Raw genomic sequence first — 17,289 nt, forward strand, 5'->3', positions numbered from 1 at the left:
CGGTCGCTGATGGATAAATGCGATTTAACACAGGTCCACACCGGGACCAAACTTTACAAACGACAAATTCCATCGGGTTTTCGTCGCTTTTGTTCACTTTCGGAAACTTTTTCCCAGAAATAGCGTAACGACACGCTTGGGCCCAGGTGTTTCATGGGGGGCCATGGGGAGTGCTTATGGGGCTTCATCAGGCGCTTTAGGCCTGCCCTTCCCGCTCGAGACGGCGACGCAGTTTCTGGATGGCAATAGACTGCAATTCGGTACGACTGCCATTGACCGGCCCGAATACGGACACCTCAATGCCAGTCGCCTCGTCAATTGCGTTGACCTTCAATTGCTGGCCGACGCGGATAAACTCGAGAAAAACTGTCCCGGACATTCCCCCTCCCGGACCAGATCACCATATCCCTCCGGCCCTATTGGGCCAGAGCGCCCAGTCCATCACGATTATAGACATCGGGGCGGAAATGCACATGCCCCTGACGTGTGGCCCAGGCCGTCACGTATGTCATATAGAGCGGTGTTTTTTCCTTGATGCGGACATCCAGTCGCTCGCCGCTGCCAATTGCGGAATCGACCCGTGCCCGGTTCCAGTCCCCATTTGGCTGCAGCAGCCAGGATACGAAATCGCGAACATTATGAACGCGTACACAGCCCGAGCTATGGAAACGATAGTTCTGACCAAACAGGCTCTGGGACGGCGTATCGTGCAGATAGACCGCATGCGGATTATGGAAGTTGATCCGTACAGAGCCCAGGGAATTCTCAGAACCCGGATCCTGACGGAACAGGTACTTTGTCGCTTCATCAGTATGCCAGTCTATGGAATTCTGATCGAGCAGGTTCCCCTTCCAGTCATAGATAAAGATCTTGTTGCGCAGCAGATATTGCGGATCCTGCTGCATCTTAGGAATGAGATCCTTGCGGATAATGCTCTTGGGCACGTGCCAATACGGATTGAAGTTCAGCTCATGAATTTTGCTGTTCAGAATTGGTGTCTGCCGGTCAATCTTGCCGACAACAGCCACATGACGCGAATAGACCGCACGCTGCTCGACAGCTTCAATCTCGGCCGCCGGAATATTGACCATCACGAACCGGTCTCCCAGGAAACCGGACATGGCGCGCAGGCGCACAAGATTTGTCTGCAGCTGGTTCAGTCGCACATCAGCTGGAACATTGAGTGCACGATAGGTCGCCTCACGCACGACACCATCATCCCGGATGCCATGCCGCGCCTGGAACCGTCGCACCGCCATAGCTGCTTCTGCATCATAAACATCATTCACATCTGCACCCGGCGCCATATCACCGGACGCAATCAGGCGCTGACGCAACTGCGGAACATTTCTATGCCTGGAACCAAGGCGCAGCCGTGCGCCATGCGGTACTGCCGGCCATCCACCCTTCTGAACGATGTAGGAATAGCGGGCCACAGCCTGCTCGATGAAGACCCCGGCCTCGTGGGACAGCACAGGCTCAGCACCCAGAACTTCACTGCGAACATCACGGTTCGGATCAAACCCCTGGGACCAGGCGGACCGACGGTTGTTCTTGAGGAAGACAGTCACAGGGTTCTCGGCCTGCGCCGCGCTCGAAAGAAGCGTCGCCGAGCCTGCAGCCAGTCCTGTAACAAACGCCCTGCGATCCAGCGTGCGCGTGGTCTTTGGAGAAGTCATTTTACGATCCGATTATATCTCGTGCCGGTGTCAATACCGCATGTATCAATGGGCTCGCTTCGACCCAAAACAAATCGCGAGCGCGTTACGGTTCAGTCAATACGCATCCGTACATGAAACTCTGAATAAAATATGACATAGTCCGGCAAGAATTCGAAGCCAAACAAATTCTGAAAAAAAGCGGAAGGCGTTACCCAAAAACCACAAACACAGGGAGTTCCGCCGCTTCCTGCCCTCAGACAAAAGAAAACGGGGCGCCATAAGCACCCCGTCTTGATCTTCACAAATTAGTGTTCCCGTCAGAGACGGTACAAAATCTGATCCGTCCAGAACCGTTCAAGTCGTTTCAGCGACTTGTTCATGGCCTGGAAGTCTTCAACGCTCACACCACCGACTTTCTCGACAGTCTCGATATGGCGCTCATAGAGACCGGCAACCACATCTGCGATTTCCTGCCCGTGATCCGTCAGACGAACCCGGACAGACCGCCGGTCAGTCTTCGAACGCTCATGATGGATATAGCCGAGGTCCACCAGTTTCTTGAGATTGTAAGACACATTCGAGCCCAGATAGAACCCGCGGGTGCGCAGTTCCCCTGCCGTCAACTCGGAATCACCGATATGGAACAGCAAGAGTGCCTGAACGCTATTCACATCCGACCGGCCCATGCGATCAAATTCATCCTTGATCACATCCAGCAAACGGCGGTGCAGTCGCTCAACATAGCTCAGCGCCTCAAGATAGAGCGGTCTGATGTCCGCTACCTCTTCCGCTGGCTCCAACGTGTCGAGCTTCATCGATACGTTGCTCATAGTTACGCCTCTCTGACATCTGTTCTTATGGGCCTGTTTTTTATTGGTGGCCCTTATTCAATACAGGCGACTATAGGCGAGGCATTCTAAAATCCACTTAAGAGAGACGGATAACGAAACCTTACCAGGGCCTCTCAAATGACATACAATCTATCAGAGTAAAGAGAACGTTTCTAAAAACGACCGGCTTTTATCTATTGAATACGGTCCGGAACGCTCAATAGCCCTGTTGTGCATGGATACGCTCACGCACGTAGAGCAGACAGAGATAGATGAGAACCGTTACCCCATCGAAAATCAGAAGCGGTGCATTGAACTGGGTTATTTCCGGGAAGAAAACCGCCAGTACGGCATTGAGAAATGCAGCGGCCATCCAGACCACCACGCCCCAGGTTGCCAGGATCCAGAGGCCGGTGGACGCCACCAGCAGCACCACAGCAAAAAAGACAAGTTCGACCTGACCACTCACGGAAAGCCCGAGCAGGCCTTCAGGATGCCCGCTCAGCCCGGTCAAGTCAGCCCATCGCAAAATGCCACGCACCATGAGGACAGCAGCCATGACACGCAAGAACACAGACAGGGCCAGATCCGAGCGAATAGCAGCGCTCTGCCCGGGCAATCCTGATCTGTCAGTCCTGCTGATCATCACATGGTCTCACTTCAGTCGCTGACCGCTATCGGTCAAATGTCAGTTCATCGTCGCCAAGTTCGGCGAAGTATGCATCGATATCACGTGACGACACCAGATCAAGCCTCTCCGGTGACCAGCGTGGATTATTATCCTTGTCGATAATGGCAGCACGGATGCCCTCATAGAACTCCTGCCCCGACAACAGACGGGAAACAATCCGATACTCCATCTGCATGGCGGCCCTGAAATCAAGCGCCAATCCCTCCTGCATCTGCCGGAATGCGATATGCAGACTGGTCGGAGATTTCAAACGGATTGTGGCAGCCGTCTGGCCGCACCACTCATCACCATTTAAAGCCGCCTTATCCAGACGGGACATCACGGTCTCAAGATTATCAGCCCTGAAATGCGCATCAAGGGCGTCTGCGAGCGCTCCAATCCGATCCGCAGGCACTGATTCTTCATGTGCTGCCAGAACAGCATCTGTATCGGGGCTCTCCACGAGCGCTTCAAGAAGCACCTCGAAACGATGAGACGGCACGGTATGGGTCAGAACACCAGCCCATAATGCGTCTCCCTGTTTCAGGCGATCTCCAGTCAGGGCCAGATAGACACCGCAGCTCCCCTTAAGACGGGGGAGAAAATAAGAGCCGCCCACATCCGGGAAAAAGCCGATACCCACTTCAGGCATGGCAAAGCCGACATTGTCCCCGCCGATCCGATGAGAGCCATTCACCGAAACACCGACACCGCCTCCCATGACGATGCCGTCAATCAGGGAGATATAGGGTTTTGGATAGTGATGGATATAAGCATTGAGCCGATACTCATCTCTGAAGAAATCAAGCGGAGGTTTGCCCGCCCGCCCCGATTCATAGAGATCCCGAATATCACCACCCGCACTGAACGCCCGTTCTGATGTGGATCTGACAACAATATGGGCTACACTGCTGTTCGTCTCCCAATTCCGCAACTGATCAGACAGGCGCAGAACCATGTCATGACTTAACGCATTCAGCGCCTTGGGACGGTTGAGCGTAACCAGACCGGCACAGCCCCTCTGCTCAAAGAGAATATCGTCACTGCTCATGATCACTGACCTCGTTCAAACAGCTTGCGGGCGATGATCAGTCGCATCACTTCATTGGTTCCCTCGAGAATCTGATGGACACGGACATCCCGCAAATGGCGCTCTATGGGAAAATCGCGCAAATAGCCATAGCCACCGTGCAATTGCAGCGCTTCATTGACCACCTGAAAGCCCACATCCGTTGCAAATCGCTTGGCCATGGCAGCCTGCTGTGTCGCAGCTGGGTGTTTATCCGAGACCATCAGCGCTGCCTTGTGCAGCAGTAGACGCGCTGCCTCAAGTTCGGTCGCCATATCGGCAACCCGGAACTGAAGCGCCTGAAACTCGGCAATGGCTCGCCCAAACTGCTTCCGTTCCTGCATATAGGCAATAGACCGGTCCAGACAGGCCTGTGCCGCGCCCAGCGAACAGGCCCCGATATTCAGACGTCCGCCATCGAGGCCCGCCATGGCTATCCTGAACCCGCTTCCCTCACCACCAATCAGATTGGCTGCAGGCACGCGACAGTTTTCAAACATGACCATTGCCGTCGGCTGACTCTTCCAGCCCAGCTTGGCTTCGTTGGCACCGAATGACAGACCCGGCGTTCCATTTTCCACAACAAAGCATGAGACACCTTTCGGCCCCTCTCCGCCCGTCCGCGCCATGACCACATAGATATCAGATCGCCCACCACCGGAAATAAAGGCCTTCGATCCGTTCAGCACATAAGCATCACCATCCCGCTCAGCCCGGGTTTTCAGACTGGCTGCATCAGACCCGGCTCCAGGCTCGGTCAGGCAATAGCTGGCGAAATGCTCCATGGAACACAGTCTGGGGAGAAACCGTGTCCGCTGCTCATCAGACCCAAACGTATCAATCATCCACGCGGCCATATTGTGGATAGAAATATAGGCAGCGGTTGATGTGCAGCCTTTTGACAATTCCTCGAAAATGATCGCGGCATCCAGACGATTGAGAGCGGAACCACCCACATCGTCTTTCACATAGATACCACCAAAGCCAAGAGCCGCAGCCTCCCGCAGAACATCTTCGGGGAAGATCGATTGCTCGTCCCACTCCCGGGCATGCGGCTCCATCTGGTCTGCTGCAAAAGACCGTGCCATGTCCTGAATGGCACTTTGCTCTTCAGTCAGTTGAAAGTCCATAACTCCCCTTTCATGCCCGCTTTAAGGCCTTCCGCGTCAGCATGTCACGGTAATAGAAAACAGTCATTTGCAGATAGCACCAAGCTGATCTCTTGTCCGGCAACCCCGCGAGGTGATAAGTTTTGCCAAGCAGACACGGTTTGAGGAAGTTAATCAATGGACGTAGGTGGTAACGCGAGCTCCGGCCAGACATTGCGGCAGCAGGTTCGTGATATGATCGGCGGACGCAGAATGCGCCGGAACAGGAAGAGCGACTGGTCCCGTCGCCTGGTCCGGGAAAACAGCCTGACCGTCAATGATCTGATCTGGCCCATCTTTCTCATGGAAGGGAACGGAGTGGTCGAACCTGTTCCATCCATGCCGGACGTCTATCGCTATTCGGTTGATCAGGCCGTAAAGCAGGCTGAAAGAGCCGCAGCGCTTGGGATCCCTGTCCTTGCGCTCTTTCCGAACACACCAACACACCTGCGCGATGACATGGGCACAGAAGCGCTCAATCCGAACAATCTGGTGTGCACGGCCTTAAGGGCGATTAAGAAGGCTGTGCCCGACATCGGCCTGATGACGGATGTGGCGCTTGATCCCTATACCAGTCATGGTCACGACGGCCTGATGGTCGGAAACGAGATCATCAACGACCAGACCGTCATTCAACTGATGCAGCAAGCTCTGGTTCAGGCGGAAGCCGGCTCCGATATTATTGGGCCTTCCGACATGATGGACGGGCGCATCGGAGCCATTCGCACCGCTCTTGATGATGCCGAATTCGAGCATGTACAAATCATGGCCTACACCGCCAAATACGCGTCAGCGTTTTACGGCCCGTTCCGGGACGCAGTGGGTGCCAATGCCACACTGAAAGGTGACAAGAAGACCTATCAGATGGACCCAGGCAATTCAGATGAAGCCATTTATGAGGCGCAACTGGATATTGCAGAAGGCGCCGATATGGTCATGGTCAAGCCCGGCATGCCCTATCTGGATATCGTTTATCGTCTGAAAAGCGATTTCGGCCTGCCGACCTTCGCCTATCAGGTCTCTGGCGAGTATGCCATGATCCACGCAGCATCTGCCAATGGCTGGCTGGATCATGACCGCTGCATGCTGGAAAGCCTGCTGGCGTTCAAACGAGCTGGGGCCGATGGCATCCTCACCTATTTTGCACCCAAAGTGGCTCAGATGATTGCGGACGGACAATTGTGAGAGGCAAGAGAACCGGACCTGTCGCGGCCTTGAGCCTCACACTGGTATTGCTGTTGTCAGCCTGCCAGGATCAAGGCAAATTGCTGACGCGTCTGTGTCTGGCAACGCTTCCGGCCCTTGAGTCTGCCGAGAGCAAGATCACGGTTCGGTCCGTTTCAAATCTGTCCGCTGCTGAAGTGCGCATTGATTATGAGACCTATCAGAACGGAGCTTATGACTCCGGTGTTGCTGTCTGCGAATATGGTCACGATGCAGCTACGGGAAACCGCACGGCGCTGGCGGGGATCGACACTCATTTCGGCCGCCTGTCCGAAACCCAGTTGTGGGCTCTCAAGCGGTTCTGGCTGGCACGCCCTGGCAAAATCAGCGAAGCTATCGACATGCTGGCCTTTGAAGATGGTGGAGAAGTCATCGCCCCATCCCCATTCGAACAATTATTAGCGCTTTTTGACGGGGATTGAGCCCTACCCTCTCCGATATTCAGAGACTGATCACAAGAGCCGCCAACTCCTGGAAAGAAACCTGCAGAATGCCTGAACACACTTCTGTCGACCTGTCGACGATACAGGATGCCGCCTCGATCATTGAAGGCCATATCTTACGGACTCCGACCCTGTTCTCCCCGCGCCTGAGCGCCCGGCTCGGAGCAAAGGTCCACGTCAAGTATGACAACATGCAGGCCACCGGTGCCTTCAAGGAGCGTGGGGCGCTGGTCAAGCTGACCATGCTGTCAGAAGACGAGCGGAAACGCGGCGTCGTTGCCATGTCAGCGGGCAATCATGCACAGGCTGTTGCCTATCATGCCGGTCGGCTTGGCATTCCGGCAACCATCGTCATGCCGCGTTTCACACCATTCGTGAAAGTCGAAGCCACTGAATCCTATGGCGCGACCGTCGTTCTTCACGGTGACACCCTCATTGAGGCTCAACAGGAAGCACAGCGCCTGTCAGAAGAAGAAGGCCTCGTCTGGGTTCATCCATTCGACGACCCGGATGTCATTCGCGGACAGGGAACCATCGCTCTTGAAATGCTGGAGGACTGCCCGGATCTCGATACGCTTGTGGTCCCTATCGGAGGCGGAGGTCTGATTTCCGGTATTGCTGTTGCCGCAAAAGCGTTGAAGCCTGAGATCACCATCGTCGGCGTTGAAACGGAGCTTTATCCGGGCATGACACGCGCCCTCAAAGACCCCTCTCTTGAATGCGGAGGCAACACCATTGCCGAAGGCATTGCCGTCAAGGATGTGGGGCAGCTCACCCGTCGCATTACGGCAGAGCATGTGGATGAGCTGGTGATTATCCCCGAGGCGCTCGTGGAACAGGCCATCTATCTCTATATGGCCCTTCAGAAAACCAGTGCGGAAGGTGCAGGCGGAGCAGGCCTTGCAGCCCTTCTCCATGACCCTGAACGGTACCACGGCAAATCTGTCGGGCTGGTGCTGTGCGGTGGTAATATTGATGCACGTATCCTCACTTCCATCATGGTGCGGCAGCTCGAGAGCGAAGACAAGATTGTCACTCTGCGGATGATCATCCCGGACCGGCCCGGCATCCTGGGTACCATCTCGACGATTATCGGCGGTATGGGTGCAAATATCCTGGAGGTCTCCCATCATCGGCATTTCCTTGCGGTTCCCGCCAAGGGGGCCACTCTGGATGTGACCATGGAAACCCGGAACCGGGATCACGCTGAACGGATCATCAAAAGCCTGGAAGCAGAAGATCTGATCGTCCGGCGACTGAAATCAGCCCGTAGCGATGATGCCTGATGCTCACTTGTAAAGCCCGCTGCCTTCCCCATCTCTTGTGTGACGATATATTCAAAATACAGGATGCGATATGAGCACCGAAAATCCGTTGCCTCAGACAGGAGTTGGTATTAGCCGCACCATGACATCAGGTGTCAGAACACGCCGGATGATGGCCTTTGTGGTTGATGCCATCATCATCGCAGTGCTCACATCCATTATGTATGTGGTGGTTGCCGTTCTCGGGATAGTCACACTGTCTCTGGGGTGGCTGCTGTTTCCAGCGGTCTTTCCCTGTGTTGCCCTGCTCTACAATGCATCGACTCTTGGCAGCCGTGATGCGGCAACAATCGGCATGCGTCTGATGGGGCTTCAGGTCCGCTTTGAGGATGGCGCATCCATGACCATGCTGCAGGCATTGGCGCACACCCTGCTCTTCTATGTATCCGTCACCATTCTGACGCCATTTGTGCTGCTGCTGTCACTGTTCACCAGACACAAACAATTGCTGCATGATCTCCTGTTGGGCGTCATTGCCGTGAACTCTGACCAATAGATGCCGTTTCCTTGATGGTATCAATATCCGGTGCCCTTAAAATTGATTTCGTGCTTTAATTGTACGGAATCAGAACCCACCGCAATGCGGCAAAGGAAGACCGGGGACTGTTGAGTGGATTATAGTTTTGCGGGCCATGCCAGCAATCTTCATATGTGGCTGTCACTGGCAATCATTTCAGCCACAATCTTTGCTTTTGCCTGGGAACGTTATTCGATTGAAGCCATTTCTCTGGCTTCACTGGCCGCTTTCCTGTTTCTGTTTACAGTCTTCCCTTATCAGAACACCGCGACGGGCATTCTTGTTGATGCCGAGCAAATCCTTTCCGGATTCGCCAACCCCGCGCTTATTACAATCCTGTCCCTGCTGATTGTCGGACAGGCGCTTTTCCAGACGGATGCTCTCGACAGACCCAGCCAGCTTATCTCGCGGCTGGCCAGAAAAAACCGCTGGCTGGCAATCACCGGCGTCTATCTGGTTGCAGGCATTGTAAGCGCTTTCATGAACAATACGCCTGTTGTGGTGATGTTCATCCCGATCCTCTCTGCCCTTGCTGCCAGCGAACGGATGAGCCCGGCACGTGTTCTGATGCCTCTGAGCTTCATCAGTATTCTGGGCGGCATGACCACGCTTATCGGCTCATCCACCAACCTGCTTGTGGCGGGCGTATCCGAGAAGGCCGGTTTCCCCATCGGCTTCTTCGACATCACGGCTGTCGGCGTCATCCTCGCCGGTGTCGGTGCGGTCTATGCACTGGTCATCATGCCGCGTCTGCTGTCGGACAGGGAAACCATGGCCGACGAGTTGCGCCATGGCGATGGCAAGCATTTCATAGCACAAATCATCATCTCGGATTCCCACAGCCTGAACGGTGTTCGTGCCGTTGCAGGCATGTTCCCCGACCTGAAGGACATGACGGTTCGACTGGTGCAACGTGGCGAGCAGCCGCTTCTGCCTCCCTTCGATGACATCACGCTGGAGACAGGAGATGTTGTCGTGGTGGCTGCAACACGCGCAGCTCTCACAAAAGCACTCTCGTCCAAGAAAAAACTGCTCCAGCATGACGAGGAGCAGGAAGAGGAAGCCAATACAGCACCCCCGTCAGACTTCACTCTGGCGGAGGTGATTATCCCGCCCGGCTCCCGCATGATCCGTCGCATGGTGTCGGCAGCAAACATTCACGCAGATACAGATTGCGTTGTTCTTGGCATCCAGCGTCGCGCCCGCATGCCACGTATGTCGATCAGCGACATCCGGCTTGAGACCGGCGACGTTCTGCTTGTTGGCGGTTCCAGAACCGACATCATGGGTCTGAGATCCAATCGCGACATGCTGGTGGTTGATTTCTCAGCGGCAGACGTGCCCATGCGCAGCCGCGCACCGCATGCGCTTGCCATTTTCGGTGCAATGATCATCACAGCAGCAACAGGTATCCTGCCTATCGTTACATCAGCCCTTCTGGCAACACTGGCGATGATAGCCGCAGGCTGTATCAACATCCGCCAGACGGCCCGTGCCATTGACGGCAAAATTCTGATGCTGATCGCAGCCTCACTGGCCAGTGCAACGGCTCTGGAAGCAACAGGAGGGGCGGAATTCATCGCCCATGGCGTGGTCCTGGCCCTGGAAGGTGCTCCACCGGCTGTGCTTCTGTCCGCCCTTTTCCTGCTGATTGCCGCTTTGACCAACATCCTGTCAAACAATGCAACAGCCGTTCTCTTCACACCGATTGCGCTCAATATTTCCGCGCAGACCGGATTGCCGGTAGAACCATTTATCATTGCGGTTATTCTGGCAGCCAACTGCTCGTTCATCACCCCGATCGGCTATCAGACCAATCTTCTTGTTATGGGCCCCGGTCACTACAAATTCAGTGATTTCGTCCGGGCTGGCCTGCCATTGGCTATCCTTATCTGGATCACATTTTCGATTGTAGCGCCCTGGTACTATGGTTTGATATAGTCCTCGCCATGACGCGTCATTTCACAGAAACGCCGCAATTCTTCCTGACGGCTCCCTCAACCTGCCCCTATATTGAAGGGCGGGAGGAACGCAAGATTTTCACTCATCTTGTGGGCGAGAATGCTGCCGCTCTGAATGACCTTCTCACCCATGGCGGCTTCAGGCGCAGCCAGAATATTGCCTATCGGCCAGCCTGTGAAGGATGTCGCGCCTGCGTTTCCGTCCGGGTGCGTGTGTCAGACTTTGTCTGGGAGCGCAAGTTCCGCAAGATCATGAAACGCAATACGGACCTGATCGGAATAGAACGTCCCGCTCAGGGGGAAGATGAGCACTATGCCCTCTTCCGGGACTATCTGGAATCCCGGCATGCGGACGGTGGCATGGCGGATATGTCATTCTACGATTACATGCAGATGGTGGAGGACAGCCACGTGGACACCATGCTGATCGAATATCGCGCCCGCGATATCGACAGCGGCATATCAGGCGACAGCGAAGGCCCGCTTTTTGCCACAGCTCTCACCGACCGTCTCGTTGATGGTCTCTCGATGGTCTACTCATTCTATACCCCGTCAGAGCATCACAGAAGCCTTGGCACCTACATGATTCTCGAGCATATCGATCGCACACATCGGCTCGGTCTCCCCTATCTCTATCTGGGATACTGGGTCGAGGGGTCTCAGAAAATGGACTACAAGGCCCGTTTCCTTCCCCAGGAACGATTGGGTATGGAAGGCTGGACTCTGGTGACCAAATAATCAGCTTGCATCCATCTGCAGCCGCCTTCATACAGCCATATTGACCGGACAAGTGAACCGGGAAGAACGACACTCACAGCGCTGTATCCTGAATGATAAGCTTACTTCGCTTCTTTTACTGGCTTGCCCTGCTGGGCCTTGTTTCACTGCAGGCCACAGCTCTGCTGGGGAGCCATATCTATGCGTTTGATGCCATCAATCACTTCCAGCCCTTCCTGCTTCTAGTCTCCGTCCTGTCACTGATCATCGCGATACTTCTTTTCGGAAAGCACATTTTCAGGCCATTTCACACTCTTTTGCTCGGCTTTCCCTTTGTGGTCAGCAGCGTCATGGTGCTGCCGCATCTTGCAAGCCACTGGCTGCAGGCCTCCACCCCGATCGCGACCTCAGAAGCCGGTTCACCGCTGAAAGTCATCAGCTTCAATCTCTGGGCAGGAAACTACAAGCAGGATCAGGTTGTTGCCTTCGTCCGGGAAGAAAATCCGGATGTCATCCTGTTTCAGGAATTCGCGGCATTGAACAGACGCCTCCTGAAAGCATTCAGGACGGATTATCCTTATCAGGTTCACTGCGCGCACAGAGCTCATTGCAAAGTGGGGATCCTGTCCCGATACCGGCTGACTGATGAAGCAATTCAGCCCTTCAGTTTTCGCCAGGGCGCAAAGCCGAAATTTCTTGATCGGGTCTTTGGAGAGAAACCGGAAAGGCCCAGCGGCCCCATTGCCAGTGCCCGGCTGCATCTGCCAGGTGCAAAACCCGTCCATCTGATAACGGCGCATCTGCGCTGGCCCTTGCCGGGAGATCGACAAAGACAGCAGTTCCACACGCTGTTGGGTGAATTGAAAAATCATCCCTCCGAGCGCACACTTCTGACCGGAGATTTCAATTCAACGCCCTGGTCCTTCGCGCTCGGAGCATTTGACAAGGCTGCCGGTCTCGAGCGGCACACAAAGGCCATATGGACCTTCCCGACACCGCGTTTTTATGAGGAACTGGGCGGCTATGAGGGCATAGCCTTCCTGCCCATAGACCAGATTTACTCAGGCTCAGACCTGCGCCTCATATCCCTGAAGCGTGGGCCTTATGTGGGATCTGATCACTATCCGCTGATTGCCGAATTCGCGATCAGCCCCTAACTCAACCTTTGAACTTGTTGGTACGCGGGAAACCGGACGGTGCCAAACGACCTGCCTGAGCGCGATCACCACACCAGTCTGCAAGATCCTCAAGGCTCCGCGTATGGGTTCGGCCAGCTGAATCGGTCCAGGTCAGTCCCTCTTCACCCTTGAACAGCTTGGCATCTGACACGCCGCCATCCTTGTAGCGCTGCAGACGTACACCGCGCCCTCGGGTCATTTCAGGCAACTGGTCTGCCGGGAACAGAAGCAGCTTACGGTTCAGACCCACAAGGGCAACATGATCACCCTGCGCCTCGACACAGAGGCAGGCTTCCTCACCGCCAGAAACATTCAGCACCTGCTTGCCCTTGCGGGTTCCCGCTACAACATCACTTTCAGACACCACAAACCCGCGGGCATCAGTAGCGATCACCAGACGTTTCATCTCCTTGCGATGAACAAATGCATCAACCACGTCCTGATCCTGATCCATATCGATCATGATACGGATTGGTTCTCCGTGCCCACGCCCGCCCGGAAGTTTATCCCCCTGAAGGGTGAAGAACTTGCCGCCGGTGGTGAAAATCAGGATTTTGTCCGTCGTCTCGGCATGGAACGCAATCTTCAGCTTGTCACCGGTTTTGAAGGCAAGCGTCGAGGTATCTGACACATGCCCGCGCATGGCACGGATCCAGCCTTTTTCAGAAATGATGACCGTAATCGGTTCCCGTTCGATCATCGCCTGCTGGATATCAGACAGGTCACGATCCGGGGCCTCGGCAAATCCGGTCCGGCGCGCGCCCAGCTCCGTATCCGGTCCGAAGGTTTTCATAACCGCCTTGATTTCCTTGCCAACCCTCGCCCACTGCTTGGCATTCGAGGCAAGAAGCGCTTCAAGACCACTCTTTTCCTTGGTCAGATTGTCATGCTCGGTACGGATCTCCATTTCCTCAAGCTTGCGCAAGCTGCGCAGACGCATGTTGAGAATGGCCTCAGCCTGAACATCAGTCAGCGAGAAGGTCCGCATCAGTTCCTTTTTGGGCTCATCCTCTTCACGGATGATCCGGATCACCTCATCCAGATTGAGGTAGGCAATCAGATAGCCGCCCAGAACTTCCAGCCGGTGCTCAATCTTGGCCAGGCGATGCCTGGAGCGCCGTACCAGAACTTCTTTCCGGTGATCGAGCCATTCCCGAAGCACCTGCTTCAGGCCGATAACATTCGGAATCACACCACGAGACAGAACATTCATGTTCAGCGACACGCGGTTTTCCAGATCCGTGAGCTTAAAGAGGGATTCCATCAGAAGCTCAGGATCGACGGTCCGGCTTTTCGGCTCCAACACAAGCCGGATATCTTCTGCAGATTCATCCCGGATATCACCCAGAAGCGGCAGCTTCCGGTTCTGCAGAAGCTCGGCCACCTTCTCGATCAGCTTGGATTTCTGAACCTGATAGGGAATCTCGGTCACAACAATGACCCAGGCCCCACGTCCCTGATCTTCCTTCTCCCAGCGCGCACGGACGCGGAACCCGCCACGACCGGTTTCGTAAGCGTCCAGAATATTGGCCGGATCTTCAACGATGACACCTCCGGTCGGGAAATCCGGACCAGGAACAATCTTTACCAGCTCTTCCGTAGTGACATTGGGATTGTCGATCAGCACAAGAGACGCTTCACACAGTTCAGCTGCGTTGTGAGGCGGGATATTGGTCGCCATTCCCACCGCAATACCGCTTGAACCATTGGCCAGAAGGTTGGGGAAGTTGGCCGGAAGAACCACCGGCTCCTTGTCTTCCCCGTCATAGGTCTCGCGGAAGTCAACAGCGTCCTCATCAAGCCCTTCAAGCAGCAAGGCGGCAACCGCGGTCAGGCGGGATTCCGTGTAACGCATGGCAGCGGCGTTATCACCATCGATATTGCCGAAATTGCCCTGCCCGTCGACCAGCGGGAACCGAACGGCAAAATCCTGCGCCAGACGCACCAGCGCGTCATAGACCGATTGATCACCGTGCGGGTGGTACTTACCAATCACATCGCCCACCACACGGGCACATTTCTTGAACGATGCATTGGGATCAAGCTTGAGCTGCCGCATGGCATGCAGAAGCCGTCTGTGCACAGGCTTAAGCCCATCCCTGACATCCGGCAGTGCCCGGTGCATGATGGTCGACAGAGCATATGCCAGATAGCGCTCTTCCAGCGCTTCCCGCAGATTGATGGTTTCAGTGCCGCTTGGCGGAATCAGTTCGTTTCCCATATGAATTTGCTACTCTTTAATGCTGCAAAGCGCAAGAATCAGCCGCTCATCTGCTTTTTCAAGGCGGTGATAAATCCATCCCGCTCCCCCGGCGGCTGGATACCGCGTGCCCCCCAGATATGGCGATCATAGAAAAACCCGGCCAGCCTGAATCCGTCAAAAACTTCCCCCGCATCCGGTGTTTCACGCGGCAGGCTGGAGACAAGGAAGCGCGGCAGGGTCAGCAGCTTGTCATGATAGGGCAACCCGGCCTTTCGCGACACAGCACGGCCCGATTTAGGCGACACGTAAACCAGTTCCTGCGTCCCGCCGGTCGCAGCACAGCTTTCCAGGTCAAGGCCAAAGCCCAGCTCCTCCAGCACGGCAAGTTCCAATCGGACCAGAAGACCGGCGGCAAGCAGCGGTTCTTCAAAAGTCTCAACAATGGCAGACGCCGCCAGATAAAGCCCGTCCTCACGGGTTCTCTCTGGCAGAAGCCTTAACAGGCCTGCAAGAAACTGGACCCCGTAGACGCTGACCGGATCGGCCATCAGAACAGCTGCCCGTGCCTTGTGGAGTTCCACAGAGAACTGTCCCAGATGATCTTCCAACCGGGCGCGCCAGGTCACAGTCACGCTGTTGCCCGGTTGCAGGGCTGCCTGAAACTTCCGTGACCGACCATTGCGAACCAGGCCAAGATGACGGCCATGATGATGGGTCATCACCTCAAGGATGACGCTGTTCTCACCATGTTTGCGGGCACCCAGCACAAGCGCCTCGTCTGTCCATTCCATCACAGAGCCCGAATGATTCGTGTCTTGATCTGACCTAACAAATCAGCCCACACTCCCAAGAACAAGGGAGTAACGCGGAATGGCCTCCAATCTGTTGATTCTGATCTCCGATGAGCATCGCAAGGATGCTCTTGGCTGTGCCGGACATCCGATTGTCAAAACGCCAAATCTGGATGCGCTGGCCGCAAGGGGCGCGCATTTTACAAACGCTTATACACCCTCTCCCATGTGTGTCCCCACCCGGGCGGCCCTTGCCTGTGGTGACCACGTGCACAGAATCCGCCACTGGGATAGCGCCACACCCTATGACGGCAAACAGCGAAGCTGGATGCGGCATCTCCGCGACCAGGGCATCGATGTCACCTCAATCGGAAAGCTCCATTTCCGATCGGCGCAGGATGACAACGGCTTCACAGAAGAAATCCTGCCCATGCACGTGGTGGGCGGTGTCGGCTGGGCCATTGGCCTCCTGCGGGAGAACCCTCCCTCCTATGACGCTGCGAAAGAACTCGCTGCAGATGTCGGACCGGGGCCCAGCACCTACACGGATTACGATCTGGCAATCACCAAAGCCACAGAACACTGGCTGAAAGACAGATCAGGCTCGGAAAATCCCTGGGCCGCATTCGTCTCTCTGGTCAGTCCTCACTATCCCCTGACCTGCCCGGAGACGTTCTACAATCTTTACGACCCGGCAGACATGGACCTGCCCATTGCCTACGACCCGGCAGAACGCCCCCATCACTCCGAACTGTCGAACGTGGCGGACTTCTTTGCCTATGACAAACACTTCGATGAGGCCAAACTCAGGGAGGCGAAGGCCGCCTATTATGGCCTGACCAGCTTCATGGACCATTGTGTCGGGCGCATTCTGACAGCTCTGGAAGCAAGCGGACAGGCAGAGAATACGGTCATTGTCTATGTCTCTGACCATGGCGACATGATGGGCGATCACGGTTTCTGGACCAAACAGGTGATGTATGAACAGTCTGCTGGCGTGCCGATGATTGCAGCCGGTCCGGGCATTCCACAAGGACGCATCGTCACAACCGGCGCCACTCTTCTGGACCTGGCGGCCACCGCCGTGGATGTCACCGGCGCCAGACATGACAAACTCAGTGAAGCCCTGTCCGGCCAGTCCCTCAGAGACCTGGCTACTCAGCCAGACAACAAAGACCGCACCATTCTAAGCGAGTATCACGATGGCGGATCAACCACCGGCACCTTCATGATCCGCTGGGACAAGTGGAAATATATCCACTATGTAGGCCATCAGCCGCAGTTATTCGACCTGGATGCAGACCCGGATGAAAGGCTGGACCTCGCAGCCAATCCGGACCGCTCCAACACCATAAGCATGGCCTTGCGGGAAGGTGAGACACGCCTCCGGGCGATTTGTGATCCTGACGCTGTCAATGCGCTGTGTTTTACCGACCAGAAAAAACGGATTGACGATCTGGGGGGCGAAGATGCCTGCCTGCACGCCTATGCCTTCAATCATACCCCGACGCCATCAGAACAAGAAAAAATGCGCGAAGGGTCTGCTCTTTAG

At 55.3% G+C, this 17,289-nt stretch carries 16 protein-coding genes; 8 read left to right on the top strand and 8 right to left on the bottom strand.

Annotated elements, in window-relative coordinates; all coding sequences use genetic code 11:
* Positions 1-196: 196 nt before the first annotated feature.
* From RA157_RS00370 to RA157_RS00395, 6 genes are all read right to left on the bottom strand, one after another.
* Complete coding sequence (locus RA157_RS00370) at positions 197-379, bottom strand: DUF6898 family protein (RefSeq protein WP_350334505.1); 183 nt, start codon at positions 377-379, stop codon at positions 197-199.
* A 37-nt stretch (positions 380-416) separates the two neighbouring features.
* Positions 417-1,679, bottom strand: coding sequence for a L,D-transpeptidase family protein (locus tag RA157_RS00375; RefSeq protein WP_350334506.1), 1,263 nt, complete (start codon positions 1,677-1,679; stop codon positions 417-419).
* A 299-nt stretch (positions 1,680-1,978) separates the two neighbouring features.
* The gene (ldtR, locus tag RA157_RS00380; protein ID WP_350334507.1) at positions 1,979-2,491 is read right to left on the bottom strand and encodes a transcriptional regulator LdtR; all 513 of its coding nucleotides are present in this window, start codon (positions 2,489-2,491) and stop codon (positions 1,979-1,981) included.
* 217 nt (positions 2,492-2,708) lie between these two features.
* On the bottom strand, positions 2,709-3,137 hold the full coding sequence (locus RA157_RS00385) for a DUF6163 family protein (protein ID WP_350334508.1): 429 nt from the start codon (positions 3,135-3,137) through the stop codon (positions 2,709-2,711).
* 28 nt (positions 3,138-3,165) lie between these two features.
* On the bottom strand, positions 3,166-4,212 hold the full coding sequence (locus tag RA157_RS00390) for an enoyl-CoA hydratase/isomerase family protein (protein WP_350334509.1): 1,047 nt from the start codon (positions 4,210-4,212) through the stop codon (positions 3,166-3,168).
* Positions 4,213-4,214: 2 nt separating this feature from the next.
* The gene (locus tag RA157_RS00395; RefSeq protein WP_350334510.1) at positions 4,215-5,360 is read right to left on the bottom strand and encodes an isobutyryl-CoA dehydrogenase; all 1,146 of its coding nucleotides are present in this window, start codon (positions 5,358-5,360) and stop codon (positions 4,215-4,217) included.
* A 213-nt stretch (positions 5,361-5,573) separates the two neighbouring features.
* Here RA157_RS00395 and hemB point away from each other — a divergent pair, with 213 nt between their 5' ends.
* The 7 genes from hemB (at position 5,574) to RA157_RS00430 (ending at position 12,722) form a co-directional block, all read left to right on the top strand.
* Positions 5,574-6,563 carry a porphobilinogen synthase gene (gene hemB, locus RA157_RS00400; RefSeq protein ID WP_350336244.1) on the top strand — a complete coding sequence of 330 codons (990 nt, stop codon included), beginning with the start codon at positions 5,574-5,576 and terminating at the stop codon, positions 6,561-6,563.
* Between the two features lie 80 nt (positions 6,564-6,643).
* Complete coding sequence (locus RA157_RS00405) at positions 6,644-7,024, top strand: hypothetical protein (RefSeq protein ID WP_350334511.1); 381 nt, start codon at positions 6,644-6,646, stop codon at positions 7,022-7,024.
* A gap of 68 nt (positions 7,025-7,092) precedes the next feature.
* Positions 7,093-8,331 carry a threonine ammonia-lyase gene (locus RA157_RS00410; RefSeq protein WP_350334512.1) on the top strand — a complete coding sequence of 413 codons (1,239 nt, stop codon included), beginning with the start codon at positions 7,093-7,095 and terminating at the stop codon, positions 8,329-8,331.
* A gap of 70 nt (positions 8,332-8,401) precedes the next feature.
* Positions 8,402-8,866, top strand: a complete 465-nt coding sequence (locus RA157_RS00415) for an RDD family protein (RefSeq protein WP_350334513.1) — start codon at positions 8,402-8,404, stop codon at positions 8,864-8,866.
* A 114-nt stretch (positions 8,867-8,980) separates the two neighbouring features.
* Positions 8,981-10,828, top strand: a complete 1,848-nt coding sequence (locus RA157_RS00420; RefSeq protein WP_350334514.1) for an SLC13 family permease — start codon at positions 8,981-8,983, stop codon at positions 10,826-10,828.
* 8 nt (positions 10,829-10,836) lie between these two features.
* Positions 10,837-11,586, top strand: a complete 750-nt coding sequence (locus RA157_RS00425) for an arginyltransferase (RefSeq protein ID WP_350334515.1) — start codon at positions 10,837-10,839, stop codon at positions 11,584-11,586.
* 92 nt (positions 11,587-11,678) lie between these two features.
* Positions 11,679-12,722: an endonuclease/exonuclease/phosphatase family protein gene (locus RA157_RS00430; RefSeq protein WP_350334516.1), complete on the top strand. Its 1,044-nt coding sequence runs from the start codon at positions 11,679-11,681 to the stop codon at positions 12,720-12,722.
* Between the two features lies 1 nt (position 12,723).
* On the opposite strand, the gene parC is transcribed toward RA157_RS00430, so the two are convergent.
* Both parC and recO read right to left on the bottom strand, forming a co-directional pair.
* Positions 12,724-14,964, bottom strand: a complete 2,241-nt coding sequence (gene parC, locus RA157_RS00435) for a DNA topoisomerase IV subunit A (RefSeq protein WP_350334517.1) — start codon at positions 14,962-14,964, stop codon at positions 12,724-12,726.
* Positions 14,965-15,002: 38 nt separating this feature from the next.
* Complete coding sequence (gene recO / locus RA157_RS00440) at positions 15,003-15,737, bottom strand: DNA repair protein RecO (protein ID WP_350334518.1); 735 nt, start codon at positions 15,735-15,737, stop codon at positions 15,003-15,005.
* Positions 15,738-15,816: 79 nt separating this feature from the next.
* On the opposite strand from recO, the gene RA157_RS00445 reads away from it, so the two are divergent.
* Positions 15,817-17,289, top strand: coding sequence for a sulfatase family protein (locus RA157_RS00445; protein WP_350334519.1), 1,473 nt, complete (start codon positions 15,817-15,819; stop codon positions 17,287-17,289).

It is taken from the genome of Coralliovum pocilloporae (genome assembly GCF_030845175.1).
Taxonomy (GTDB): Bacteria; Pseudomonadota; Alphaproteobacteria; order Rhizobiales; family Cohaesibacteraceae; genus Coralliovum; species Coralliovum pocilloporae.

Bases quoted from the DNA above. Each gene is read 5' to 3' on its own strand.
- RA157_RS00370 (WP_350334505.1), bottom strand. From the start codon at position 379: ATGTCCGGGACAGTTTTTCTCGAGTTTATCCGCGTCGGCCAGCAATTG.
- RA157_RS00375 (WP_350334506.1), bottom strand. From the start codon at position 1,679: ATGACTTCTCCAAAGACCACGCGCACGCTGGATCGCAGGGCGTTTGTT.
- ldtR (WP_350334507.1), bottom strand. From the start codon at position 2,491: ATGAGCAACGTATCGATGAAGCTCGACACGTTGGAGCCAGCGGAAGAG.
- RA157_RS00385 (WP_350334508.1), bottom strand. From the start codon at position 3,137: ATGATCAGCAGGACTGACAGATCAGGATTGCCCGGGCAGAGCGCTGCT.
- RA157_RS00390 (WP_350334509.1), bottom strand. From the start codon at position 4,212: ATGAGCAGTGACGATATTCTCTTTGAGCAGAGGGGCTGTGCCGGTCTG.
- RA157_RS00395 (WP_350334510.1), bottom strand. From the start codon at position 5,360: ATGGACTTTCAACTGACTGAAGAGCAAAGTGCCATTCAGGACATGGCA.
- hemB (WP_350336244.1), top strand. From the start codon at position 5,574: ATGATCGGCGGACGCAGAATGCGCCGGAACAGGAAGAGCGACTGGTCC.
- RA157_RS00410 (WP_350334512.1), top strand. From the start codon at position 7,093: ATGCCTGAACACACTTCTGTCGACCTGTCGACGATACAGGATGCCGCC.
- RA157_RS00415 (WP_350334513.1), top strand. From the start codon at position 8,402: ATGAGCACCGAAAATCCGTTGCCTCAGACAGGAGTTGGTATTAGCCGC.
- RA157_RS00425 (WP_350334515.1), top strand. From the start codon at position 10,837: ATGACGCGTCATTTCACAGAAACGCCGCAATTCTTCCTGACGGCTCCC.
- RA157_RS00430 (WP_350334516.1), top strand. From the start codon at position 11,679: ATGATAAGCTTACTTCGCTTCTTTTACTGGCTTGCCCTGCTGGGCCTT.
- parC (WP_350334517.1), bottom strand. From the start codon at position 14,964: ATGGGAAACGAACTGATTCCGCCAAGCGGCACTGAAACCATCAATCTG.
- recO (WP_350334518.1), bottom strand. From the start codon at position 15,737: ATGGAATGGACAGACGAGGCGCTTGTGCTGGGTGCCCGCAAACATGGT.
- RA157_RS00445 (WP_350334519.1), top strand. From the start codon at position 15,817: ATGGCCTCCAATCTGTTGATTCTGATCTCCGATGAGCATCGCAAGGAT.